This window comes from Psychrobacter sp. NC44, assembly GCF_904846655.1.
Taxonomy (GTDB): Bacteria; Pseudomonadota; Gammaproteobacteria; order Pseudomonadales; family Moraxellaceae; genus Psychrobacter.
Window position 1 is genome coordinate 46,886 of sequence record NZ_CAJHBN010000013.1, and the last position, 23,063, is coordinate 69,948.

The 23,063-nt window shown below is 42.6% G+C and carries 22 protein-coding genes; 11 read left to right on the top strand and 11 right to left on the bottom strand.

Annotated features, from left to right (window positions below; translation table 11 throughout):
- Positions 1-142: 142 nt before the first annotated feature.
- Positions 143-865, bottom strand: coding sequence for a dTMP kinase (gene tmk, locus JMX95_RS10210; protein ID WP_201560755.1), 723 nt, complete (start codon positions 863-865; stop codon positions 143-145).
- 98 nt (positions 866-963) lie between these two features.
- On the bottom strand, positions 964-2,256 hold the full coding sequence (gene mltG, locus JMX95_RS10215; protein ID WP_201560756.1) for an endolytic transglycosylase MltG: 1,293 nt from the start codon (positions 2,254-2,256) through the stop codon (positions 964-966).
- A gap of 153 nt (positions 2,257-2,409) precedes the next feature.
- On the opposite strand from mltG, the gene JMX95_RS10220 reads away from it, so the two are divergent.
- A complete protein-coding gene (locus JMX95_RS10220) occupies positions 2,410-3,309 on the top strand; it encodes a DNA adenine methylase (protein WP_201560757.1) in 900 nt (299 codons plus the stop codon).
- On the opposite strand, the gene JMX95_RS10225 is transcribed toward JMX95_RS10220, so the two are convergent.
- The gene (locus JMX95_RS10225; RefSeq protein WP_201560758.1) at positions 3,306-3,986 is read right to left on the bottom strand and encodes a hypothetical protein; all 681 of its coding nucleotides are present in this window, start codon (positions 3,984-3,986) and stop codon (positions 3,306-3,308) included. The two genes, JMX95_RS10220 and JMX95_RS10225, sit on opposite strands and share 4 nt — an antisense overlap.
- Before the next feature lie 11 nt (positions 3,987-3,997).
- Positions 3,998-4,210, bottom strand: a complete 213-nt coding sequence (locus JMX95_RS10230) for a helix-turn-helix domain-containing protein (protein WP_201560759.1) — start codon at positions 4,208-4,210, stop codon at positions 3,998-4,000.
- A 92-nt stretch (positions 4,211-4,302) separates the two neighbouring features.
- Between JMX95_RS10230 and JMX95_RS10235 the strand changes: the two genes are divergently transcribed.
- Both JMX95_RS10235 and JMX95_RS10240 read left to right on the top strand, forming a co-directional pair.
- Positions 4,303-4,551, top strand: coding sequence for a hypothetical protein (locus JMX95_RS10235; RefSeq protein ID WP_201560760.1), 249 nt, complete (start codon positions 4,303-4,305; stop codon positions 4,549-4,551).
- A gap of 2 nt (positions 4,552-4,553) precedes the next feature.
- Positions 4,554-5,384 (top strand): DNA-methyltransferase, encoded by an 831-nt coding sequence (locus JMX95_RS10240; RefSeq protein WP_201560761.1) that lies wholly within the window; start codon positions 4,554-4,556, stop codon positions 5,382-5,384.
- 5 nt (positions 5,385-5,389) lie between these two features.
- Here JMX95_RS10240 and JMX95_RS10245 read toward each other — a convergent pair whose 3' ends face one another.
- Together JMX95_RS10245 and JMX95_RS10250 are read right to left on the bottom strand one after the other, a co-directional pair.
- Positions 5,390-6,376: an aminotransferase class IV gene (locus JMX95_RS10245; RefSeq protein ID WP_227676041.1), complete on the bottom strand. Its 987-nt coding sequence runs from the start codon at positions 6,374-6,376 to the stop codon at positions 5,390-5,392.
- Between the two features lie 3 nt (positions 6,377-6,379).
- The gene (locus tag JMX95_RS10250; RefSeq protein ID WP_201560762.1) at positions 6,380-7,045 is read right to left on the bottom strand and encodes a hypothetical protein; all 666 of its coding nucleotides are present in this window, start codon (positions 7,043-7,045) and stop codon (positions 6,380-6,382) included.
- 444 nt (positions 7,046-7,489) lie between these two features.
- Between JMX95_RS10250 and aroE the strand changes: the two genes are divergently transcribed.
- The gene (aroE, locus tag JMX95_RS10255) at positions 7,490-8,350 is read left to right on the top strand and encodes a shikimate dehydrogenase (protein WP_201560763.1); all 861 of its coding nucleotides are present in this window, start codon (positions 7,490-7,492) and stop codon (positions 8,348-8,350) included.
- A 94-nt stretch (positions 8,351-8,444) separates the two neighbouring features.
- On the opposite strand, the gene JMX95_RS10260 is transcribed toward aroE, so the two are convergent.
- Complete coding sequence (locus JMX95_RS10260; protein WP_201560764.1) at positions 8,445-9,572, bottom strand: FUSC family protein; 1,128 nt, start codon at positions 9,570-9,572, stop codon at positions 8,445-8,447.
- A gap of 398 nt (positions 9,573-9,970) precedes the next feature.
- On the opposite strand from JMX95_RS10260, the gene JMX95_RS10265 reads away from it, so the two are divergent.
- Together JMX95_RS10265 and JMX95_RS10270 are read left to right on the top strand one after the other, a co-directional pair.
- Positions 9,971-11,791, top strand: a complete 1,821-nt coding sequence (locus JMX95_RS10265) for an acyl-CoA dehydrogenase C-terminal domain-containing protein (RefSeq protein WP_201560765.1) — start codon at positions 9,971-9,973, stop codon at positions 11,789-11,791.
- A 191-nt stretch (positions 11,792-11,982) separates the two neighbouring features.
- Positions 11,983-12,465 (top strand): hypothetical protein, encoded by a 483-nt coding sequence (locus JMX95_RS10270; RefSeq protein ID WP_109590695.1) that lies wholly within the window; start codon positions 11,983-11,985, stop codon positions 12,463-12,465.
- A gap of 37 nt (positions 12,466-12,502) precedes the next feature.
- On the opposite strand, the gene JMX95_RS10275 is transcribed toward JMX95_RS10270, so the two are convergent.
- On the bottom strand, positions 12,503-12,877 hold the full coding sequence (locus JMX95_RS10275; RefSeq protein ID WP_109590693.1) for a 5-carboxymethyl-2-hydroxymuconate Delta-isomerase: 375 nt from the start codon (positions 12,875-12,877) through the stop codon (positions 12,503-12,505).
- 87 nt (positions 12,878-12,964) lie between these two features.
- A complete protein-coding gene (ybaK, locus tag JMX95_RS10280) occupies positions 12,965-13,453 on the bottom strand; it encodes a Cys-tRNA(Pro) deacylase (protein ID WP_109590691.1) in 489 nt (162 codons plus the stop codon).
- A gap of 258 nt (positions 13,454-13,711) precedes the next feature.
- Between ybaK and plsB the strand changes: the two genes are divergently transcribed.
- The gene (gene plsB / locus JMX95_RS10285; protein WP_109590689.1) at positions 13,712-16,510 is read left to right on the top strand and encodes a glycerol-3-phosphate 1-O-acyltransferase PlsB; all 2,799 of its coding nucleotides are present in this window, start codon (positions 13,712-13,714) and stop codon (positions 16,508-16,510) included.
- Between the two features lie 146 nt (positions 16,511-16,656).
- On the opposite strand, the gene ettA is transcribed toward plsB, so the two are convergent.
- A complete protein-coding gene (gene ettA, locus JMX95_RS10290; RefSeq protein WP_045443195.1) occupies positions 16,657-18,318 on the bottom strand; it encodes an energy-dependent translational throttle protein EttA in 1,662 nt (553 codons plus the stop codon).
- A 437-nt stretch (positions 18,319-18,755) separates the two neighbouring features.
- Between ettA and JMX95_RS10295 the strand changes: the two genes are divergently transcribed.
- The 4 genes from JMX95_RS10295 (at position 18,756) to JMX95_RS10310 (ending at position 22,664) form a co-directional block, all read left to right on the top strand.
- A complete protein-coding gene (locus JMX95_RS10295; protein ID WP_109590764.1) occupies positions 18,756-19,979 on the top strand; it encodes a flavin reductase family protein in 1,224 nt (407 codons plus the stop codon).
- Between the two features lie 150 nt (positions 19,980-20,129).
- Positions 20,130-21,479 (top strand): fatty acid desaturase family protein, encoded by a 1,350-nt coding sequence (locus tag JMX95_RS10300; protein WP_109590687.1) that lies wholly within the window; start codon positions 20,130-20,132, stop codon positions 21,477-21,479.
- A 222-nt stretch (positions 21,480-21,701) separates the two neighbouring features.
- The gene (locus JMX95_RS10305) at positions 21,702-21,995 is read left to right on the top strand and encodes a GNAT family N-acetyltransferase (protein WP_109590685.1); all 294 of its coding nucleotides are present in this window, start codon (positions 21,702-21,704) and stop codon (positions 21,993-21,995) included.
- Positions 21,996-22,370: 375 nt separating this feature from the next.
- Positions 22,371-22,664, top strand: coding sequence for a 4a-hydroxytetrahydrobiopterin dehydratase (locus JMX95_RS10310; protein ID WP_201560766.1), 294 nt, complete (start codon positions 22,371-22,373; stop codon positions 22,662-22,664).
- Positions 22,665-22,777: 113 nt separating this feature from the next.
- Here JMX95_RS10310 and JMX95_RS10315 read toward each other — a convergent pair whose 3' ends face one another.
- A complete protein-coding gene (locus JMX95_RS10315; RefSeq protein WP_021814049.1) occupies positions 22,778-22,933 on the bottom strand; it encodes a DUF1328 domain-containing protein in 156 nt (51 codons plus the stop codon).
- Between the last annotated feature and the right edge of the window lie 130 nt (positions 22,934-23,063).

The following is a 23,063-nucleotide window of genomic DNA, read 5'->3' on the forward strand; positions in this document are numbered from 1 at the left end:
GCTTTGTTTTAACACAGTTTTGATAATATCTTGATGACTGTTTTGATACTTTATAGAATATAACAGTTTATAAATCACAAAAGCCCCAACGCAATGTTGGGGCTTTTTATTTGGCTAGGTGATGGCTTTATAAAATCAGTGACTAAACATCAACTCTGCCTTGTACCGCCTGCCATACTCGCGCGCTCACCTCATCGGCTGTGCCTGATGCGTCAATGCGCTGTATCCGTTCGGGGTGCTGAGTCGCCAGCGTGTTAAAGCCTTTATGCACCCAAGTAAAAAACTCGGTCGCTTGCTGCTCAAATCTATCAGCGGCGCTACGTTTATTAGCGCGTGCCATGCCTTCTAATACGGGCAAATCCAGCCACAATGTCAGCTCAGGTAGTTGCGGCACAAACTGCTCGATAAGCGATTCAATTTTGGCTCGTACCACCGCATCGCCATGTGCCCGCCCAAAGCCCTGATAAGCAATGGTGGAATCGGTAAAACGGTCGCATATTACCCACGTCCCACGTTGCAGCGCTGGCAAAATCACTTGCTGCATGTGGTCGCAGCGCGCCGCAAATAGTAGCAATAGCTCTGTATCATCATTGATATCGGTCGCAGGGTCCAATAAGATAGCGCGCAAACGTTCTGCAAACAGGCTACCACCCGGCTCACGGGTACGCAGATACGCAATATTGTTATCGTCTAAGCGTGTGCACAGCTGCTCAATGGCAGTCGTTTTGCCTACGCCCTCAGTACCTTCAAAACTGATAAAACGCCCTTGATTGAGTGCGATATCATTGATGTCATTGCTTGTTTTGGGCTGACTTGCTTGCGACTGGACTGTTTGAGATACGTGGTCTTGTATAGATGCTGACATGATATGACCTTATGTCATTGATGAGCGTTATGTCTTTATGTCGACAGTTGCATAACGCTCATTTCACGATAGGTTTGAAGAAAAGATAGAGGATTAAATTACTGCGGCGGGGTTTGTGATTTTTTCTCACGCATGACGCCGAGATATTCTTTTACCGCTTGATTGTGCGCCGCCAAGCTATTGGTAAATTTGTGCCCGCCATTACCTGTCGCCACAAAGTACAATGCGTCACTATTTGCTGGATGCAAGGTCGCTTCGATAGAGGCGGCCGATGGTAGCGCGATAGGTGTTGGCGGTAGGCCATCAATTTGGTAAGTGTTATAAGACGTTTTTTCATCAATGTCTTTACGGCGAATGTTGCCTTCATAGCGACTGCCCATACCATAGATGATGGTCGGATCGGTCTGCATTCGCATACCTTTATCCAAACGATTTCTAAACACCGCAGAGACCAAAGGACGCTCTTCTGCCACACTGGTTTCTTTTTCGATAATAGAGGCCATTACTAACGCCTCATAAGGCGTCTTATAAGGTAAATTGGGCGCACGATTTTCCCACGCTTCAGTCAATACTTGCTGTTGACGCTTATATAAATCAGTCAGTACCTGCTTATCAGTGCTACCTTCACCATAATAATAAGTATCGGGGGCAAACCAACCTTCAAGATTGTGATTGACGATAGGGTCGCTACTATTAATCACTTCATTTGGCAATATACCGACCAAATCCAACGCTTGAGCAATACCAGCATTGTCTCTATCATTGCCACTATCGTCGGTCAGCACCTCTTTTTTGATGCCTTTATTGTCTCTTAATGTTTGATACAAGTCTTTAGAGGTTTTGCCTTCGATGATTTGCACTTTTACCATCGATGCTTTTACCCCTTGCCCAAGTATATGTAGCGTTTCAGCAAAGGTAGGGTTTTCTGGTAATTGATAAATACCAGCATGTAAGGGGCCATCGACTTGTGTTTTCATATAGAGCTTGGCAATCGTGGCAGAAAACAGCGGGATTTGCTGTTGCCACTGCGGCAGTAAGCCATAATAGCTCTGACCCTGCTCAATAGTGACCATTTGCTTTGGCTGCTCAATCCGCCCAAACAATGTCTGATAGACCATCACTAAGAAAAACGCAGCGATAAGCCCCAGCACTAGCAACACTTGATAACCACGCTGCATAAAGAACGATTGATTATCCGCTTTATATTCGCGTGGCTTAGCCGCTCCACTGATGAGTGACACATCTGTCGCTGGCGTTTCCTCTACTCCATCAACTGCTGGTTGCGTGTCTGGTAGTGTGGTATCGACACGCTCCTCAACACTGCTATCTGGTTTATTCGATGGCGTTTCATTAGGACGTTCAGGAGGCGTTTCAGATGTAGGCTTGCTCATGGCAACTCGCGAGGCAGAAGTTTGCTAGAATTTAGCACTGAACCGTGCGATTTTCAATGGTATTTGCTTAGCTTATGAATTATCTTGGTTAAAAATGCTATAATTTTGCGCTCAAATTCTGCAATACAATCTATGAGAAGAAGGCAGTTAGTAATGGCAAAACCATTCGTAAAATGGGTAGGCGGTAAAAGCCAATTAATATCAGAAATCACTCAACGATTACCTGAATACGTAAAAAATGGTATGCCATATATTTATGTTGAGCCTTTCACTGGAAGCGCAGCATTGGCGTTGCATCTTTTAGATAGTGAGCATCCACCTTCTGCAATTATCTTAAACGATATAAACACTGACTTAGTTAACCTATATAAAGTTGTAAAGTCTTATCCTCATGAATTGCTAGAATATCTAAAAGCACTTCAATCAGAATATGATGAACTTGAAGATAAGGAAGCTAAACAACCTTATTATTATGCTAAACGCGACGAGTTTAATACACGAGAAGCTGACGATATCAAGCATGCTGGTCTATTTATCTTTTTAAATCGTGCAGGGTTCAATGGTTTATATAGAGTAAATAGTAAGAACAAGTTTAACGTCCCTATTGGGAGCTACAAGAAGCCAAACTTTGTTTTTGAAGATACAATCTTACAGGCTTCAAAAACATTAACGAATGTGGAAATATATAATCAAAGTTACGAAGATACGCTTAGCCATTTGGAGCAATCGAATAAAAGCAATTTACCTGCCTTCTTCTATTTTGATCCACCTTATAAACCTTTGAGTGAGTCTTCTAGCTTTACATCTTACTCTAAAGATAGCTTTGACGATGAAGATCAAGAAAAGCTAAAATCTTTCTGCGACCTACTAGATCAAAAAGGCTATCAGTGGCTGCTTAGTAATTCTGATACTACTAACCTTGATGCTAAAAATACGTACTTTGATACTCTTTATTCAAACTACAAAATCGAGAGAGTTAAGGCTAGTCGCAGCATTAACTCTAAAGGCTCAAAACGCGGTCAAATTAATGAGTTACTTATTAGGAACTACTAAATAATTCGTTTGCTCGGTATGACGCCATTTTGTATATCTTTCATAAATGATTTCTGAAAGTAGAAGGCATGGTTTTTATTTGATACGTTGCGACCTAGAACATCTGAATAAATAGGATTGTAAGTCCCATCTTTTCTCTTAGAGTCTTTACTCCTAATTTGAATATACTTGCCATTTGAAGTATGAATATAACCATCTTTAGAGTTATCTAGATGTTCTAGTATCTGTTGTTTGATGTCAAGGAAATCTAATCGGTAAAGCTCTTTCAGCTCTTGGTTCTGGTTAGAGTCTATGTGGTAAGCGGGTAAAAAATACCAATCTTCTGGTTTTTTATTGTCTGGCTTTACAACTGGTAAGTAAAGAAGGTTACTAATCTTATCCAACAAACGATTCGTTTCTGACTCTTCAAAAAACAAGCTATCAAAATCTTTTGAAATCTGTGTGATAAACATTGTTTGATCAGGCATACCACTGGGTAATGATTGATTAGTTTTCAACTCACCATCGGAAAAGTCTGTCAACTTACTATCATTAGGCATATTAAGTAATTCTTGTAAAAACTGCCCAGCATTACCTTTATTTACTGCAAAACCTGAAATATCTTCTTTTAACTTCAATTCGCCGAACCTTTTGTTATAAAGTTCTGGTAATCGAGAAAACACGTCTTCTAACTTCATATCTTATCACCTTAAAATGTAAACAATTCTGACAAGCTCATCTCAAACGTATTAGCAAACACTTCAATATTTTCTAGCGATGGGTTGCGCTCGCCTCTCTCTACCATGCCAACGTAATTCTTATGAAAGCCTGTTAACTCACCTAACTGCTTTTGACTTAAATCACTTCCTTTACGCAACTCACGAATTCTTTTGCCAAATTTGACTAAAATTGTTGTTTCCATTTGCTTTATTCTCAATAATTGGTTAATATTAAAAAACACACAATAAGTGTCTTTCTTAATATTCTTAGATTTTGAAGACAAGGAGGCTTACGATGATAAATATTGAAAACCTCACTATTAATATCGGTACTAAATCATCAATATCTAATGAATATTTAGACTCACAAGACTCTTTAATAGTGAGAGATGAATTAGTAAGTATGCTTCGCACCATCAGCAAAGATGAAAGATTTTCCAAACAAACGGTTGTTATTCCTGATGATTGTGGGCAGTATGGTTTTGCAGAGGGAGAGTTTAATTTACCCGATCTTCTTTACTTCTTAGCCGACATGCTGGAATAGACATGGAAAGTCATTCATTTTTTCAAAGTAACAATTTGGATTTTAATTTATTCAAAGGTGACTGTTTAAAGGTTATGCCTCTTTTAGATAATAATGTAGACATGGTCTTTGCTGACCCACCTTATTTCTTGTCCAACGATGGATTGACAGTAAAAAATGGTAAAATCCAGTCCGTCAATAAAGGTCAGTGGGACAAATTAATTAGCGACGATGACGCTTATAATTTCACCTATCAATGGTTATCTACTGTCCGTGACAAAATGGCAGATAATGCAACTTTATGGGTCAGTGGCACACACCATAATATTTTCACTTTAGGTCGTATACTACCTGAGTTAGGTTTCAAAATACTCAATGTTATTACATGGGAGAAGACTAATCCACCGCCCAACTTTTCTTGTCGGTTTTTTACTCATTCGACAGAGTTTATCATTTGGGCAAGGAAACACCCTAAAGTACCGCACTATTTCGATTACGATTTGATGAAACGATTAAATAACGACAAGCAAATGAAGGATGTTTGGCGCTTGCCAGCTATTGCCAAGTGGGAGAAATCTTGTGGTAAACATCCAACACAAAAGCCATTGGCGTTATTAGCACAGATTATATTAGCATCTACTAAAAAAGACGCCTTAATTCTTGATCCTTTTGCAGGTTCTTCCACAACAGGTGTTGCAGGCAATGTACTAGGAAGGCGTTTTATAGGTATTGAACAAGAAACTGAATACTTAAAACTTAGCCAAGCTCGCTATGAAGATCTTCAAAGCGACGGCAGGAAAGAGCTTTTTAGACAACATTTTTATCGTTTACTGAATAAAGAAGATAGTAATTAAACCACTCAAAAACCTACCATTTCACCCGATAATAACGTCAGGCTACTCATTGGCATGACACCGCGCAGCGCATTGCAAAAGAATAGCTGGCTTAGTCGTGGCAAATCCTCATCTTTTAATGAACTGATAATGACGGGATGTTTGCTAGTCGATAACGCATCGATAAGCACTTGCCGCATCACGCCAGCGACGCCCGCTTGCGCCATCGAAGGTGTATACCATTGACCAGTGGTTAGATAGTTTGCATTGTCTTCATAAAGCGGTAGCGTAGACAATTTTTCTGATGACGTTTTTTCTGATGATAGTGTTGATAAAGGCGAGTCTGACAACTGATAGAAGACATTGCTCATGGTACCTTCAACCCAGCACCCACTCATATCGCGTAGCAGACCTTCGCCGATGCTTGATTTAATATTGTCTTCCGATACTTGGGCTTTGATGCCTTGTAACTCACCACTTGCCAGCACATTATCGAGGCGATTGAGGCTTTTGAGTCCGGCTAATGGTGGCGGTAAGCAAGCAAGCTGCGAAGATAGGCAAATGGCAGAACTGATAGGCTGCATCGGGATTAAGCATCCATCAGGCAAGCGTAATTGCTGAGTCGTAGTGACGGTCATCGCAGAGGATTTTAGCCAAATCTCACAATCGCTACCAGATGCGGTTGGCACATAGCCATAACCACGGACATCTTGCACGGCGCGAGTCACCATCAGTTTCAGCATGCCTTGTTGTAGTTGCTCGGCATGCGTCTGCAATAAAGCCATGACAGAATGACTGTCTAATTCAAGTTGTAAAGCTTCAGCATGGGAAATAAGGCGCTGCTGATGATGAGCCAACCACAGTATCTGCCCATCGATGACCCCCATCGTGGTAAAAAACCCATCGCCATATGCCAACCCACGATTGTCTAGCGATACTGTGTCTGAGATATCCGTCGTAGCACTTGATGGATGTATGCATAGCCAATTATTGAGCGGCATGATAGCAAGCACAGCTTACTTCTTATCTGTTTGGGCAGCAGATTTATTGATGACCAACATACAACTGTAGAACTCACATTTTGCCAGTTCTATTTTTTGACCACCGATGACTTTATTTTTGATAATTTGACCATTAAGCATATCAGAAATCAGTTGTCCGCCCTCATCACCCATCAGTTGGCGGGCAAGCTTATGCGCTTTTTCGGCATGGTTTTGGCTTATCTCTTTTTCTTTATCAGAGTCAGTAGGATTGGCAAAGTACCAGCCCAGTTCGAGATATTTTTCAGAATCAATCAGATCCAAATACGGCGCATCGGTATCCATAAAGCGATATTTGGCGGCTGGATTACTGGCATAGTCGAGGCTGTTCTCATCAGTGCTCATGACCTTGCCAAAAGTCGCTTTGATCTCATCTAAATTATCGACGTTCAGTGACGCTACATTTTTAGTGCCCCATCCCGCAACGTCATATTTCACTTGTGTACCTTGCTGAGCAGTAGCGCCGTCTAAATCGGCGTTCGTCGCAGCATTGTCCTGTACTAGCGCATCGTCAGCGACGGTTTGCTCGCTCATATCGGCATCTTTTTGGGCGTCGTCTTTACTGCTATCACAGCCACTAAGCGACACGCCGACTGCCATTATCGTACCGACCAAGAGGGTCTGTAGGCTATTATTCCACATGGGCAATTTACTCACACTTTTAGATGATTCTCAAAATAGTATTAACGAGCAGGCAGATAGGCCGCTGATAATGGACATTATATTTTATAAATAAGCGTTCTTATACTTGGTATTTTATGACTCAGTTTGTTATGTCAGTTTCCTATGACTTGGTTTTTGACAGTTCAGTTACTGATGGTTATGCAACTGCCAAAATATCAATATAAAATTTTCATACTCTCTAGTTTACCCAACTGCTTAACACTTGACCACCCTTTACGTTACGGATAACGCTCCCAGACAGTACAGATTTGTTAAAGACCTAACCTGTCAAAAAACCTACCTATTCAAGTGTTTACTCGTTAGACCACCGATTTGTCAAATATCGCGTTATCCCTTATGATGATTGTATATCAATGCCCTTCTACTGATTAATTTTTGCCTCTTACCGCAAGCAGACCTATTATGACCCAGCATTTTATCGTTATCGGCAATCCCATTACCCACAGCAAATCCCCTGAAATTCATACGTTATTTGCAGCGCAGACGGATATTGAGATTAGCTATCAACGCCAATATTGCCCCGATGATGCAGCCAGTTTTACCGCGGTGCTTGAGGCGTTTTTTCAGGGCGGCGGCGTTGGAGCCAACGTGACTGTACCTTTTAAACAAATCGCTTATGACTGCTGCGCGGCGCGCGGTGGTTTATCGGAGCATGCCAAAGTTGCAGGCGCAGTCAATACACTGTTACTAAATAAAGCGCTGGTGAAAAGTGGCGTGCCAATCACCGAGGCATTGTATGGCGATAATACCGATGGACAAGGACTGGTCAATCACATCTTAAGTTTGGATTGGCCATTGAATGGTGCACGTGTGGCACTCATTGGTGCAGGCGGCGCAGCACGTGGGGTGATATTGCCATTGATTGAAGCCGGTATCGCACATCTTACGATTGCCAATCGCACGCTGAGCAAGGCAACAGCGTTAGTCACTGAGCTTAGCGCGGCAAGCACGGCTATTCATGAGCAGCAGATTGAAACTTGTCGCACGGCGGATTTAAATGGACCGTTTGATATTATCATCAATGCGACTTCTATTGGTTTATCAGCAGATACGCTACCACTAAGCGACACGCTAAACGGTGATTATGCTTATGACATGATGTACGGACGCACGCTGCCGTTTTTGCAGCATTTTTCTGCACGTGGCGCACAGATTTCTGATGGTTATGGCATGCTCATCGGGCAAGCAGCGCTAAGTTTTGCGCGTTGGACAGGTCATACGATCGATGTTGTGCAAGCGACTGAAACGCTACACAGTCGTTAATCGAAAATTGACAAAAAAAAGCCGCATGAACTCAGCTCATGCGACTTTGATTAATACTTTATTTCAAACGTACTGATGATTTGACACTCATCAATTAGCCAAAGCGCGCCAGCAGCCAGTTTTCGATACGCCGTAGCGGTATGCGTAAGTTGGTTGAATGCATCACTACTCCGCCGCTCAGACCCACCAAGCAGCCAATCACAGTATCAAAAAGGCGCGTGCGAATCACTTCTTGATAGGCGGACTCAGAAAACGGTAAACCGCTGCCATATTCTGCAATAAATATCGTCAACGGCGTGATAAATATGACTGCCAAACCATAATGTCGATCCACCAACGTCTCGATACAAAGCATCATCGTCAGTATCGCCAGTGCCACCCCCCATATTGATAATCCCCAAGACAACATCCAACTCGCCAAAACCACGCCCAATACTGTACCAAGTAAACGATGTATTTGCTTAATCCACATGGTACGCAAATGAATACCTTGGATAATCAAAAAGCAACTAACTGCTGCCCAATAGGGGTTGGACAGCTGTAAAGTAACGGCGATGAGCAAGGCTAAACTGACAAAACTGGCGACAATCAAACTTTCAGTAATGGTATCTGGCTCGTAGCTATAAGTAGGCGTCGGCGTCGCTGGGCGCGTTGCCAGTAAAAATAACGAATACAGCAATGCCATCACTAAAGCAAAGCCACTGCCAAGCATCACCAGTCCAGTTGCACGTAAGATGTCTTCCAAAGCCAGCGGTATAAATAGCGCAATAGCACCTGCCATCATCACAAACAGTCCCGCTGGCGGCGGCTGACGATAATAACGTCCAAAAATCACAATACCAAACGCCATTAGCGTAAATATCGGCAGCTTTAATAGCGGGACTTGCTGAGCAATTAGACCGAGCGCAAAGCACAGCGACATGGCAAAACCCCAAGCCATCACCGTCACCAATCGATACGGCAGCTTGCCCACTAACGGTATATTTAAAATAACCATCGCCCCCAAAGACGCTTTAATACCTGACGATAAAGCACCAAAATAAGCGCCCACAAACACGGGGAAACTGATGGCAATCGCCGCGATAATTGGCATATGCCACGGTCTCTTACTACGGTTCACTGTCAGCAGATGCGCCAGCTCCCCATCAATTAAAGCCTTTATGCGAGCAAATAACGCTGTCAGCCAAGATGCTCGCGTTGCCTCGCGCTTGGATGCGCTCATAATTGGCTTTCCTTATATCGTAAATGCAGTTAAAAAATGTTTTTTTGATACGGTTACATCTATCATAAATAGGTACTTAACCACAGACACTAATAAAAACTGAATCCATCAACCCATAAATTAATGTTTTGATTTAAAATATTAATTATGAATATTAGTTATTAGTTATATATTTGTCGCTATAGAAGACTTATACTGACAGTAACGCCGCGACAGCTGTTTTTTATCAAGGATGCCTTAACGGCAATCAAAATGGATGAGCTGTTTTTGATAAATCTGAATGACGAGCCGTGATATCGTCTATTCTTACCCCAAATGATTAAACACCCTTTTACATGAAACGTGGCTCAAATACCGAGCTAGCCATTTATGATAGCGAATAACTAAAGAGAGCGACTATGTTAACTTACAAAGCACCTTTACGTGATATCAAGTTTTTAATAAATGATGTTTTTGACTTTCAAACTCATTATAAAGATTTGGATAATGGCGAAAATGCCGATCCTGAAACCGTTGATATGATTCTTCAAGGGATGGCAGATTTTGCTGAAAATGTCTTAGCTCCTTTATACCAGCCAGCAGATGCTGAAGGTTGTCATTTTGAAAATGGTGTGGTCACAACCCCTAAAGGCTTTAAAGAAGCTTATGATCAATTTGTAGAAGGCGGCTGGCAAGGTATTTCTTACCCTGAAGAGTACGGCGGTATGAACTTACCGACCTCATTGAACTTAATTAAAGCTGAAATGATCGGTACGGCGAACTGGCCATGGGCAATGTATCCTGGTCTATCAACTGGCTGTATCAATACCATTATGCAATATGGTACCGATGAGCAAAAAGAAACCTACTTGCATAAATTGGTCGAAGGCTCTTGGGCTGGTACCATGTGCTTGACTGAACCACAATGTGGTACGGATTTGGGTCAAGTTAAGTCTAAAGCCATTCCACAAGATGACGGCTCTTATAAGCTTAGCGGTACTAAGATTTTCATCTCAAGTGGTGAGCATGATTTAACGGAAAACATCGTTCATATTGTTTTAGCTCGTTTGCCAAATGCACCAGAAGGCACACGCGGTATCTCATTATTTATCGTACCGAAATTCTTGCCAACTACTGAAGGTGAAATTGGCGAGCGTAATGGCGTGACTTGTGGATCGATCGAACACAAAATGGGTATTAGCTCATCGGCTACTTGTGTCCTAAACTTTGATGATGCCGTTGGTTACTTAATTGGTGAGCCGAACAAAGGTCTAAAAGCCATGTTCACCTTTATGAACACAGCCCGTATCGGTACAGGCATCCAAGGTCTAGCACACACTGAACTGTCATTCCAAAACGCGCTGCCATATGCAAAAGATCGCCGTTCTATGCGTACCTTATCAGGCACAAAAGAGCCTGAAAAAGTTGCTGATGCTATCATCAACCATGCTGACGTACGTCGTATGCTATTGACCCAAAAAGCCTTTGCTGAAGGCGGTCGTTCGATGATTTATCATTCTGCGCGCTATGCCGATAAAATGGCACAAGGTATCATCAATGGCGATGATGAAGAGTTTGAAAAATGGGATGACAAATTGGGTTTCTACACACCAATCCTAAAAGGCTTCCTAACTGAGCTAGGTATCGAAGCGGCCAAACACGGTCAGCAAGTATATGGTGGTCATGGTTATATCAAAGAATGGGGCATGGAGCTAATCGCTCGTGATGCTCGTATCGCCACCATGTACGAAGGTACAACTGGTATTCAAGCATTGGATTTACTCGGTCGTAAAGTGATCTTGCAGTCTAAAGGCAAAATCATCCGTGATTACACCTCAAGCATCATGAAATGGTGTGGCGAGTATGCACTTGATAAAGACATGCGTAAATTCGTTTGGGCGCTCACCAAACTATGTGCTGAGTGGAACACACTAACTGTCCGCTTAATGCTAATGGCACGTAAAGATCGTGAAATCATCTCTGCTGCATCAGACGATTTCTTGATGTACTCAGGCTATGTGATGATGGGTTATCATTGGGCGCGTATGGCAGCGGTCGCTTATGACAAGCTAGAAAATGGCGGCGCTGAATCACCAGAATTCTACAAAGCTAAGATCCAAACGGCTGAATTCTACTTTGATAAGTTGTTACCACGTACCTCAGGGCATGCCGAAGCCATGGTTGCACCAAGTGACAGCATGACAGCAATGAAGATTGAGAACTTTGCTTTTCTAGACTAAGTTTTTTAGACTAAGATAGCATCACAATTAAGCAGTAATTAATAAGAAAAGCGCCTAGCATGTAGGCGCTTTTTTATGCTTAACTAAAAGTACAGACGTTCTCATTAAAGCCTATCGATAATAAATATACATCATAGATGAGAGATAACGAGTAACTCATTATAGATAAATAGCCATTTTAGGAGCCAATCATGTTACCCAGTGATCATCAAAAAACTTCTTTAGCCTCATTATCTATACGAGTGCTACTGCTCAGTACGGCACTGATCAGTTTTAGCGCAACTAGTGCTACGGAGCTGGCTAAAAACCCTGACACTCCTATTAAATTTGCCCAAGGCGCGATCAGTAGTACGGTCACTGGCAAATTAAGCCCCAATGAAGATGAGCGCTGGTATCGCTTTGATGCCACTAGCTGGCAATATGCCGTTATTAATATTGCACCACTTACTGGTACGCCTGAGACAGCCAATGTCGGCGTATTACATATGCCAAATGGTACGCAAGATGGCAGCAAAGGCGGTATCGTGTATCAAGGCTGCCTACCTGCAACCGGAGAATATCGCTTACGTATTGCCCGCAACTTGATGGCGACTGAAGGCAAAACGGCTGGTTATAGGGTTGAGATAATAATATTACCCACGTATGCCAGTAAATCGCTATGTGAATACTTATAGCGATTGATGAATCGTCGTTTCGGACGATATCAGCATTTTAGCTACCCAGCATTTTTTTATGATACACCGCGCTAATTTCTTCAACTTCCACACATATCTGTAAGGCTGCTCGCCCTGATTGCTCTGCGCCTATCTCCTGCTCTATCATCGTCACCAGCAGCCCTGCTAGCTGATTACGAATCACCATGTCACGACCAGTCATTAGTTTTAGATGCGCATAGATAAAGCCATACGTCTGCTCATCATCTTCAACGCCTACCAAAAATGTCTCAATGGGTACGATCCGTGCTTTAATATCAGTCGGCGTGCCAAAGTGCCCACTGTCCCATAATGCTTTATTTAACGCTTTAAGAAATGATTCTTCATGAGCAATACTGACATTGGGCGTCATTTGAATGGTTAAATGTGGCATGAATATTTCCTTATAAAATATGAGTGAGGGAGTAAAATATTAGCCATCGTTTCAGGCTTGATTGAGCAGCCCGTCATCAATAACTTTTTAGTCATCGATAATAGTACTAAAGCAAGCAGCAAGGGTCTCAGCTAATTGTGCTGGTGGCAGCTCAATTTCTAAACCACGGCGACCACCGCTGACATAAATCGTTGTCTGCTCTGCAGCCGAGCTGTCTATGATAGTCGGCAAGCGCTTCTTTTGTCCCAATGGGCTGACGCCGCCTAGCACATAGCCCGTACTACGCTCTACCTGCTTAGGATCCGCCATTTGCACTTTTTTGCAGATCAGCAACTTATTCGAAGATAGCGCCTTAGCCATTTTTTTAAAGTTTAACGTTTTATCCACGGGTAAGATAGCAACGGCAAGCGCACTAGTCTCTGTCGACACCACCAAGGTTTTGAACACTTGTGACACATCCACGCCTAGCTTTTCTGCCGCCTCTAAGCCAAAAGAGGCGGCATTACTGTCATGGACATAGTCGTGTAACTGATAGTTCAGAGCGCGTTGTTTGGCAAGATTAATCGCTGGTGTCATAATATTTCAGCTTATATCAATGATATTAATAGGTAGATTTAAACATAATTACTCTATAGTGACTCTTGGTTGTCGCCGAACTATTATTGCGCTAAATACATTAACTTTCAATTATTTGAGCTTATTAAGAGCGACTTAACTCACTATATAGTAACCAGACCGTATTAATATTAGCAGTATATACAGACACTATATATCGCTTTGGTGGCTTTTATGGCATCATAAGCGCAACATATTTGACTATTTTTGATACTGATTATGATACCGAAGTTCTTAAAAAAACGGATTTTTAAAGCGCCAGTCACAACCGACAGCACTTCTAATACTGACGTCAATCCAATCGCCCCCAAGCCTTATTCCAATGCGCCGATTAATCAAATTTATCGCAAGCTATCGGGGCAGCTACTCGATGTCGCTGTTAAACCTAAGTTATTGGGTGAATTACCTGAGTTCGATACCGACGATCAAACGCTAAGATTTTATGTGTTGCAAGATTATTCGCGCTCCAACAGTATTTTAATTGACCTGCAGACGCAAGAGCACAACCTACCACCAGCATTGGTTGGGGTACATGATGCCGCCCATAATATCAAAGAAAACGCAGCCATCATATTTTTGAACCATCCAAGCGCTAAAGACAGTCAGCTATCGCCGCGCCTGTCACGTTTGGTGTCTGCTGTTTTACAACATCCAGAGCTAAAAGTACGTTTGGTGCCCGTCTCTATTTTATGGGGACGCGCCCCAGAAAAAGAGGATTCACTGTTTAAGCTGCTGACCGCTGACAACTGGCAAGATCCTAGCATCACCAAGCAGCTCTTTAATATCGGAGTAATGGGGCGTGACACCTTTGTACAGTTCCATCCACCTCAAGATCTACGTACCCTTATCAATGATAGCCTTAAAGGTGATGAAGAAGGGTTTTCTATTTTTGATTCACTAGCCGTTGATTCAAAAGAGAACTCTATAAAAGAAGACACTGTAAAAGAAAGCTCTGCAAAAGACAGCAATTTAGACATCAACAGTAGCTTGGGCGATGCCGACGAAGCACCAAACTATGCTTTGGTAGCGACCGCTGACAGCAATCGTGAACTGGTACGTATGCTACAGCAGCGGCTTACGGTTTATTTAGACAAGCAGCGTGCCAGTATGCTCGGTCCTGATTTATCAGACAGACGCAACTTAGTAGACAAGCTAGTGTATTCACCAGCTATCAAACATGCGATAGAGGCAGAAGCCGTAGAATCTGGTATCAGTGTACGTGAAGCCCGTGTCTTGGCTAAAGGTTATGCCAATGAGATGGTCAATGACTATTCACATTCCATCGTGCGCGGTTTTTATAAGTTTTTAACGTGGTTATGGACACAACTCTATGATGGCGTAGAAGTCCATCATTTCGAGCGCGTACGTGAGCTTGCGACTGACTATGAGCTGGTTTATGTGCCTTGTCATCGTAGCCATGTCGATTATCTATTGCTATCTTATGTCATCTACAAGCGCGGTCTGAGCATCCCTTATGTCGCTGCTGGTGACAACCTAGATGTACCCGTATTAGGGCCATTATTACGCGGCGCGGTTGCCTTTTATATACGTCGTAGCTTTCGTGGCAATGCACTTTATACCGCCGTCCTCCGCGAATATATGCACACCCTTATTACACGTAACACACCGATTGAATACTTTATCGAGGGTGGTCGCTCGCGTTCAGGACGTTTATTACCACCGAAGATGGGCATGCTAGCAATGACAGTGCACAGTCAATTACGTCATTCTGAGAAGCCAGTGGTTTTCATTCCGACTTATATCGGTTATGAGCGTATTATGGAAGGTGGCACCTATGTTGGTGAGCTAAAAGGCAAGCCAAAAGAATCTGAATCTTTACTAGGCTTACTCAAAGTTGGTCGTAAAATTGAGCGTATCTTTGGTAATGTACATCTAAGCTTTGGCACACCGCTGCATCTTAGCGACTTTATGACAAAATTCGATGTGCCAGCCAATAGTTTGCCGACGGATCGCACCGATACCCCGCTCGATGATAAAGCCAGCGCGATGGTCGATAACATCGGCGTCAAAATCATGCAGCACATCAATAAGGCGGCGGTTGTGACGCCCGTTTCGTTATTATCATTGGTATTATTATCAGCGCCTAAAGCGGCTTTAGATGAAGAAATCTGTCGTGAGCAAATTGCCCTTTATCAAGGTCTTGCTCAGCAGTTGTCCTACTCAGATGATACCGTCATTACAGATATGAGTCCGCAGCAAATCATTGATTATGGTATCAAACTAAAGCTCATTGAACGTACGCCGCATATTTTAGGTGACATCATTCAGATTGCCGGTAAACAAGCGGCATTGCTCAGCTATTTCCGTAATAACATCCTGCATGTATTTATTTTACTGTCTTTCTTATCAGCATTAGTGGCGCGGAACGGTCGTATCGAGCGTAGTCGTTTGGACAATATTGCTAAGCAACTCTATCCATTTTTACAAAGTGAGCTGTTCTTATATTACCCAGCACATGGCTTGGCTGATACCTTGAACAAAAAAGTCGACAGCCTACTCTCGCATGGTCTAATTGTCGAATTGAGCGATGGCGTACTTAGCGTCCCTGAATCAAACAGCAAATGCTATCAGCAGCTGCAAGTGCTAGCGACGCCTGTCGGACAGAGCCTTGAGCGTTACTTTATGACGCTTGCCCTACTCGCCCAGCAAGGCTCAGGCAATCTAACCGAAAGCGAAGTCGTTGATCTGTGTCATCTGCTGGGTCAGCGCTTATCTGTACTATATGCAGACGATATTCCTGATTTCTTTGACCGCGCCTTATTCACCAGCTTCATCAGTGCCTTGACTCGTCTCGATTACTTGCAAAAAGATGATGAAACCGGCGTATTGACCTTTGATCATCGTATCAATGATATTGCTCGTCATGCTAAGTACGTGCTAACGCCTGACATGATGCAGATTTTGCAGCAAGTCGCCAGCTTAGATGAAGAAGAAATTACTCATGCGATTACTGAGATTAGTAATAAAAAGCAGCGTAAATTTGGGCGTAAGCGTTAATTTGTAACCAGCTACAATATTTAATGAGCTAAACTGAATATATCGAGCAAAAAAAGACCTCTAATTGATTAGAGGTCTTTTTTTATCTTCAAATTTAAAATTTCTAAGTAGCTGTTTTTTCAACAACTACTTTTTAAATAACAGTCCTAGGTCGAAATCTTTTTATATTTCATACGCTTAGGAGTGGCAGCATCACCCATCGTCTTTTTGCGATAAGTCTCAAACTCAGAATAGTTACCATCGAACCAAACTGGGCCTTCATCTTCGAACGCCAAGATATGAGTCGCGATACGGTCAAGGAACCAGCGATCATGCGAGACGACCATGACCGTACCTGGGAAGACCTGAATCGCATCTTCTAGCGCACGTAAGGTCTCAATGTCCAAATCGTTTGACGGTTCATCAAGGAGCAAGACGTTTGCACCCTGCTTCAATGTCTTAGCAAGCTGCAAGCGGTTACGCTCACCGCCAGACAATTGACCGACGTGCTTTTGCTGATCTGAGCCTTTGAAGTTAAAGCGACCGATATAAGCGCGGCTGGGCGTGGTGTAATCGCCAACTGTAATAATATCAAGACCGTCAGACACTTCTTCCCAAACGGTTTTGCTGTCATCTAAGTTGTCACGTACCTGACCAACATAGGCAACTTTAACACTTTCGCCCAAATCGACTGAACCCGTATCTGGCGTATCACGTTCGGTAATCATATTAAATAGCGTGGTTTTACCCGCACCATTTGGTCCGATGATACCGACGATCGCACCAGCTGGCACGTTAAAGCTTAGGTTTTCATAAAGCAAACGATCACCAAATGATTTGGAAATGTTATTCACTTCAATGACTTTATTGCCTAAACGTGGACCAGGCGGAATATAAATTTCAGCTGTCTCATTGCGCTGCTGGAACTCTGTTGAGTTCAACTCTTCAAAGCGCTGTACACGAGATTTAGACTTGGCTTGTTGACCTTTTTGGTTTTTACGAATCCAATCTAGCTCTTTTTTCAGTGCTTTAGCAAATGATTCTTCTTGCTTATTCTGCTGCTCTAAACGGGTGTTCTTTTGCTCTAGCCACTCAGTATAGTTGCCTTCATACGGATAACCATGGCCACGATCTAGCTCCAAAATCCACTGAGCGACGTTGTCTAGGAAATATCTATCATGGGTAATGGCAACGATTGTACCGCTGTAGTTCTGCAAGAACTGCTCTAGCCATGCAACAGATTCGGCGTCCAAATGGTTGGTTGGTTCGTCAAGTAACAGCATATCAGGGCGAGACAATAGCAAACGGCATAGTGCCACACGGCGTTTTTCACCACCAGACAGCTTACTAACATCCGCATCCCAAGGTGGCAGACGTAGGGCATCAGCCGCTTTTTCGAGCTGGGTATTTAAGTTATGGGCATCCCACGCTTGAATGATGTCTTCCATCTTGCCTTGTTCTTCAGCAAGCTTATCAAAGTCAGCATCAGGCTCTGCATATTCTGCATAAATAGCATCTAAACGTGCGAGCGCGTCTAAGGCTTCACGCATACCATCTTCGACATTTCCACGGACGTCTTTGCTGTCATCAAGCTGTGGTTCCTGCGGCAGATAACCTATTTTGGTGCCCGTTTGCGCGCGTGCTTCACCACTAAATTCAGTATCCACGCCCGCCATAATGCGTAGCAAGGTTGATTTACCTGAACCATTGATACCTAGGACACCGATTTTGGCACCTGGGAAAAATGATAAGTTAATATTTTTTAAAATTTCACGCTTAGGCGGAACAAGTTTTGACACGTTGTTCATCGTGTAAATATATTGAGCCATTAACACTCCGATAGACTGCATAAAAGAGGCGAGCAAATCATACTTAGCAATGATGCCAAGCGTGCTGCACCTCAAAATCAGGGTTACAAATTATAAGCCATTATCGCATTGTGGCGCATACCCTGCAAGCCAACAGATTGTTTTAACGATTGTTTTACGGCTTTTGTCACAGAGTGCTCAGCTTTGTAGCTAAAAGCGGTAACGAAACCTACTATCAAACCGTTTCGCTTAACATTCTGACTTATAACTGTTTTATAAAGACCACAAAAAATAGCATCAAAACTTTCGCAAATTTAATCAATAGCCATTAGCATGTTAGGATAGCTTAACAGATTCAAGCGACCTGACCTAAGTGATATCCGCTAAATTTGCGCACAGGTGAACACACTATTTATGATGTCAATCATTTTGATAGTATTAACAAAGGTACTGATAATATGACCAACGGCTATCGCCCTGAAATGATTCAACATGCGTTTATCGATTTTATTGGATCACACTTACAGCCGTTTTGGTCTTTCACTGTCCCAAAGCTGCGCCTTGTTGCGCGATATATCCTTAGCGATGACTTAATAGCGCTCAAATTTGAGACCAATCATGCTTTTCGACGGCAATTAGTGGGTTCGCAACGTGGTTGGCAGGGTGGGCAACATCTTAATTTAAGCGTTCTTATTGAAGGTGTGTATCATCAGCGCAGCTATTCATTATTAGGTTTGGCGCATCAACCGCTCTGGTGGCACGACGTTACTATTGGCAACAGTATTAATAGTGGCGCTCGCAAAAATCAACCACCTTACCTTGCGATTACCATTGCTATTAAGCCACAAGGCTTGGTTTCGGATTATTTAACCAAACATATGGCATTTGGCAGTGTCATCAACAGTAGTGTTCCCAGTGGCTCTTTCACTTTGGCACAAACATCTATAACAGTACAGACAAAATCAGCTGCCGAAAAGCCTGCTTTTTTATTATTTATCGCGGGTGGCAGCGGTATTACGCCCATGTTAGGGCTCATCACGCAAGCACTGGACAACGGACATCAGGTGACATTGCTATATTACAGTCGCACTGAAATGCTCCCGTTCAAAAACCAATGGCAACAACTGAGCACAGCGTATCCAGCTTTCACCTATCATCTGGTCAATACCGAGAAATCTGATACTTATTTGGCTGGCAAGCGACACTTGAGCGTAGACAGTTTGTTGGCATTGAACTTACCGCTGGCAGATACGCAAATATTTGCATGCGGGTCACAGGCTCTTTTAACTGGCTTATATAAAGCAGCGGCGAAGGTAACCTTACCGCACAATAAAAACCTGCGCGATAATATCATTGTAGAAAACTTTGGTCATGCGCTGCCTGATTTCAATTTTGATAACAAACAGGCGCTCGATAGAAAGAAATATACAGCACAACATACTGTTTATTTACGGGCGAGGCAACGGCAGTTTGACAGTAGCACGACATTATTGAATGCCGCAGAGGACGCAGGAATTCGCTTAGTGCATGGTTGTAGACGAGGTATCTGCCAGTTGTGTCGCTGCAATAAAGTCAGCGGCGTGGTCAAAAATATCTACACAGGAAAAATGAGCAGTGATGGTTATGAATCTATTCAAACTTGCATCAACATTGCCATGACTGATGTGGTGCTAGATATTTAGCAACACGGTGATAAAAATAAATGCTCATAACGGCTCATAAGATAAAAACACAGCCTGCTGTTACCTTATAGCCTACGGTAAAAAACTCAAACAACTTATTGAACCGAACCCAGTACCGACTCTCCGTACCATTTCGGTTAAGGATTATTTATGCGCTTGCTACCACCCGTCACTATGGCACAATCTGCTGTACCCGTTTTGACCCCACTAACTGATGCAAAACAGCAGAAAGCAAAGCAGTTGACTCGCTACCCAACGTTGACAGGAGCGCCCTTACCAAAGGCGCAATCTGATGCCCTCGCTCATGAATTAAATGTGCTTTACCGAAGCGTGATGGATTCGTTAGGTAGTGATGACGCACGATACATTAAACGAGTGTATGCCGCGGTAGTCTATAGTGAAATGACAGCGCGTGGCTTACTGGCAGCGGCTGGATGCCTGCAGTCAAAACGTAAAATTGTCGCGACTTGGTTATTGGGTACCTCACTACTGAGTCTCAGCAAAATTCTAAACAATATGGAGCTTGGGCATAATGTCATGCATGGTCAGTATGACTGGATGCAGCACCCGTATCTCAACAGCCAAAAGTTTGATTGGGACATTGTCTGTCCTGCCCCATTGTGGCAACACTCTCATAATTACTTGCATCATACTTTTACCAATATCGTTGGTCGTGACCATGATGTTGGCTATCACTTAATTCGCGTGACTGATGAGCAACCTTGGACGCCAAGCGACCGCCATAATATGTTGAAAACAGCGGTATTGGCTCTAGGTTTTGAGTGGGCGGTCGCCTTTCATGATATTCAAATCAGTGTCGACGAATACGCAGACTCCCCTGATAGACACCAAACCATGCAACAGAAATCTCGCGCATTATTCGCCAAAATCGCACGGCAAGTAGGCAAAGATCATATTGTACTACCCACGTTAGCAGGGCTGACATTAGGTCGGCGTAGTGCTATGACTACACTGAGCGGTAATGTTACTGCCAATATCGCTCGTAATCTGTGGACATGGGCGGTAATATTCTGTGGACACTTTACCGAACAAGCCCATATCTATACCCATCTCGATGCCGATGAGACTAAAGGCGACTGGTATGTGCGTCAAATTCTTGGCTCCAGCAATATTCAAGGCAGTAAGCTGTTTCATATTTTGACGGGTAATTTATCGCATCAAATCGAACATCATATCTTCCCTGATATGCCAGCCAGTCACTATGCTCGTATCGCACCACAATTACAGGCGATATGCCGCAAGTACAATCTACCCTATAATACTGGGCGCTTTGGTACACAATTCCGGCAAATGCTGGGACGTATCCGCCACTTTAGCAAGCCAAGTGCTGAAGAATGGCAGTCTTATTTGCAATCACAAACTACGTCAATCGCTGAAACAAATCATGCCGTAACAGAAAGACCAAAAGAGCTGCCCGCTATACGTGGATTGGGTAAGTATCTTCCCCCTGTCATGCGCCAAGCCTTATTTTATGCTTGATATGCAGCTCATATGGAGATCACTGGTAGACCCCTTTAGTCTTAACATTTACTCTATCGACTCTTACGCTAAAGAACTATAAATGTGAATCGAAAGGACTCATACTTTAGTGAATAATCTATTCGGTCATTCAAGCTTTTTTTATTTAAAAATACGCTTGATCAATACTAAAGAAAACCAATAATATTTAATGATAATAATCAATAATAACGGAGAATATCCATGAAAAATCAAAGCTCTGAACAAAAACTAACCATCACCCATGATGAACAGGCTAAACGCTTTGAAACCTCTATTGACGGTTATACTGGCTATATTAGCTATCAAGAGCGTGACGATACATTAGTTTATGATCATACTATCGTGCCTCATGAGCTAGGCGGGCGCGGTATTGGTTCAGCATTGGTCAAGCATGCCCTCAACTATGCTCGTGAACAGAATAAAAAAGTGATACCACAGTGCTCATTTGTCTCGTCATATATCAGCAAACATCCTGATTACCAAGACTTGCTATAGTCCACTCTTTAGCGATGAGCCATAGAAAATGCAGCATACTAATAAGCATCACGATTTATTTAGAAGTATTTTAAGCATTTATTATGGTTCAGCTTGGCTAATAAAATTGAAGCGTTAATACGCTACTACCCTCCTATTTATTTGCTATCTGCCCTTGTATATTTATCTTTGAATATATGGCAAGATAGCAAATATAGGCGGGTTTTCTGACCTATAATGCAGATAGAACAAAAGGTCTTTACAGTGATGTAATAGCGTCAATGATATAGCTGAAAAAGAGGATTGAAGTTTCGTACAATAGCTCTGACAGCTACAATGTAGTGCCTGATATAGTTTTTAATAAACCAAATCAACATAATAATAAAGGTGATTAATATGAGTAGTTTATCTGATAAGCAAGTAAATTTGCAGTTAGAGGAATTGCCCGGTTGGCAGCGCGAGGGCAATGCTATCGCAAAAACATATCACTTTAGCGATTTCATCGAAGCCATAAGCTTTATGAATCAAGCCGCGTTCCATGCGGAAGCGCTCGAGCACCATCCCGAATGGCGCAACACGTATAACGTGGTAGAGGTGCGCTTGACTACTGGCGATACTGGCGGTATAACCAGCCATGATATTCGTCTGGCTAAACGGATGGAACACATTGTTCAGCCGAAACGTTTATAGTAATGTGTTTTTTTATAATGTTTATAAAAATTTTTCATTAGTAAATACATTCTTAAATACCAAAAAAAGTCCTCAATTGAGGACTTTTTTATTTAACAATCTACAGGTATTGATTACATCTTGCGGCTTACAAATGCCACAATAAATAAAATAACAGCGACTGCTAAGAAAATATATGCCAAATTAGCAGACAATCCTGCGACACCGCCAAAACCCAATAAACTTGCTAACAGTGCGATCACGGCAAAAATAATAGCCCAGCGAAACATAACCTTCTCCTTAAAAATTATTATTAGAAAACCAGATATTTAGATTGATGCAATGGACAATTATTAATAAGAAATAACTACTATTATTAATGAGTACCTTGCTCTCTCTAAGATTCCTTTTTCTTTACTT

What these genes read in the sequence shown, in the direction of transcription:
- tmk (WP_201560755.1), bottom strand. Translation starts at nt 865, where the DNA reads ATGTCAGCATCTATACAAGACCACGTATCTCAAACAGTCCAGTCGCAA.
- mltG (WP_201560756.1), bottom strand. Translation starts at nt 2,256, where the DNA reads ATGAGCAAGCCTACATCTGAAACGCCTCCTGAACGTCCTAATGAAACG.
- JMX95_RS10220 (WP_201560757.1), top strand. Translation starts at nt 2,410, where the DNA reads ATGGCAAAACCATTCGTAAAATGGGTAGGCGGTAAAAGCCAATTAATA.
- JMX95_RS10225 (WP_201560758.1), bottom strand. Translation starts at nt 3,986, where the DNA reads ATGAAGTTAGAAGACGTGTTTTCTCGATTACCAGAACTTTATAACAAA.
- JMX95_RS10230 (WP_201560759.1), bottom strand. Translation starts at nt 4,210, where the DNA reads ATGGAAACAACAATTTTAGTCAAATTTGGCAAAAGAATTCGTGAGTTG.
- JMX95_RS10235 (WP_201560760.1), top strand. Translation starts at nt 4,303, where the DNA reads ATGATAAATATTGAAAACCTCACTATTAATATCGGTACTAAATCATCA.
- JMX95_RS10240 (WP_201560761.1), top strand. Translation starts at nt 4,554, where the DNA reads ATGGAAAGTCATTCATTTTTTCAAAGTAACAATTTGGATTTTAATTTA.
- JMX95_RS10250 (WP_201560762.1), bottom strand. Translation starts at nt 7,045, where the DNA reads ATGTGGAATAATAGCCTACAGACCCTCTTGGTCGGTACGATAATGGCA.
- aroE (WP_201560763.1), top strand. Translation starts at nt 7,490, where the DNA reads ATGACCCAGCATTTTATCGTTATCGGCAATCCCATTACCCACAGCAAA.
- JMX95_RS10260 (WP_201560764.1), bottom strand. Translation starts at nt 9,572, where the DNA reads ATGAGCGCATCCAAGCGCGAGGCAACGCGAGCATCTTGGCTGACAGCG.
- JMX95_RS10265 (WP_201560765.1), top strand. Translation starts at nt 9,971, where the DNA reads ATGTTAACTTACAAAGCACCTTTACGTGATATCAAGTTTTTAATAAAT.
- JMX95_RS10270 (WP_109590695.1), top strand. Translation starts at nt 11,983, where the DNA reads ATGTTACCCAGTGATCATCAAAAAACTTCTTTAGCCTCATTATCTATA.
- JMX95_RS10275 (WP_109590693.1), bottom strand. Translation starts at nt 12,877, where the DNA reads ATGCCACATTTAACCATTCAAATGACGCCCAATGTCAGTATTGCTCAT.
- ybaK (WP_109590691.1), bottom strand. Translation starts at nt 13,453, where the DNA reads ATGACACCAGCGATTAATCTTGCCAAACAACGCGCTCTGAACTATCAG.
- plsB (WP_109590689.1), top strand. Translation starts at nt 13,712, where the DNA reads ATGATACCGAAGTTCTTAAAAAAACGGATTTTTAAAGCGCCAGTCACA.
- ettA (WP_045443195.1), bottom strand. Translation starts at nt 18,318, where the DNA reads ATGGCTCAATATATTTACACGATGAACAACGTGTCAAAACTTGTTCCG.
- JMX95_RS10295 (WP_109590764.1), top strand. Translation starts at nt 18,756, where the DNA reads ATGACCAACGGCTATCGCCCTGAAATGATTCAACATGCGTTTATCGAT.
- JMX95_RS10300 (WP_109590687.1), top strand. Translation starts at nt 20,130, where the DNA reads ATGCGCTTGCTACCACCCGTCACTATGGCACAATCTGCTGTACCCGTT.
- JMX95_RS10305 (WP_109590685.1), top strand. Translation starts at nt 21,702, where the DNA reads ATGAAAAATCAAAGCTCTGAACAAAAACTAACCATCACCCATGATGAA.
- JMX95_RS10310 (WP_201560766.1), top strand. Translation starts at nt 22,371, where the DNA reads ATGAGTAGTTTATCTGATAAGCAAGTAAATTTGCAGTTAGAGGAATTG.
- JMX95_RS10315 (WP_021814049.1), bottom strand. Translation starts at nt 22,933, where the DNA reads ATGTTTCGCTGGGCTATTATTTTTGCCGTGATCGCACTGTTAGCAAGT.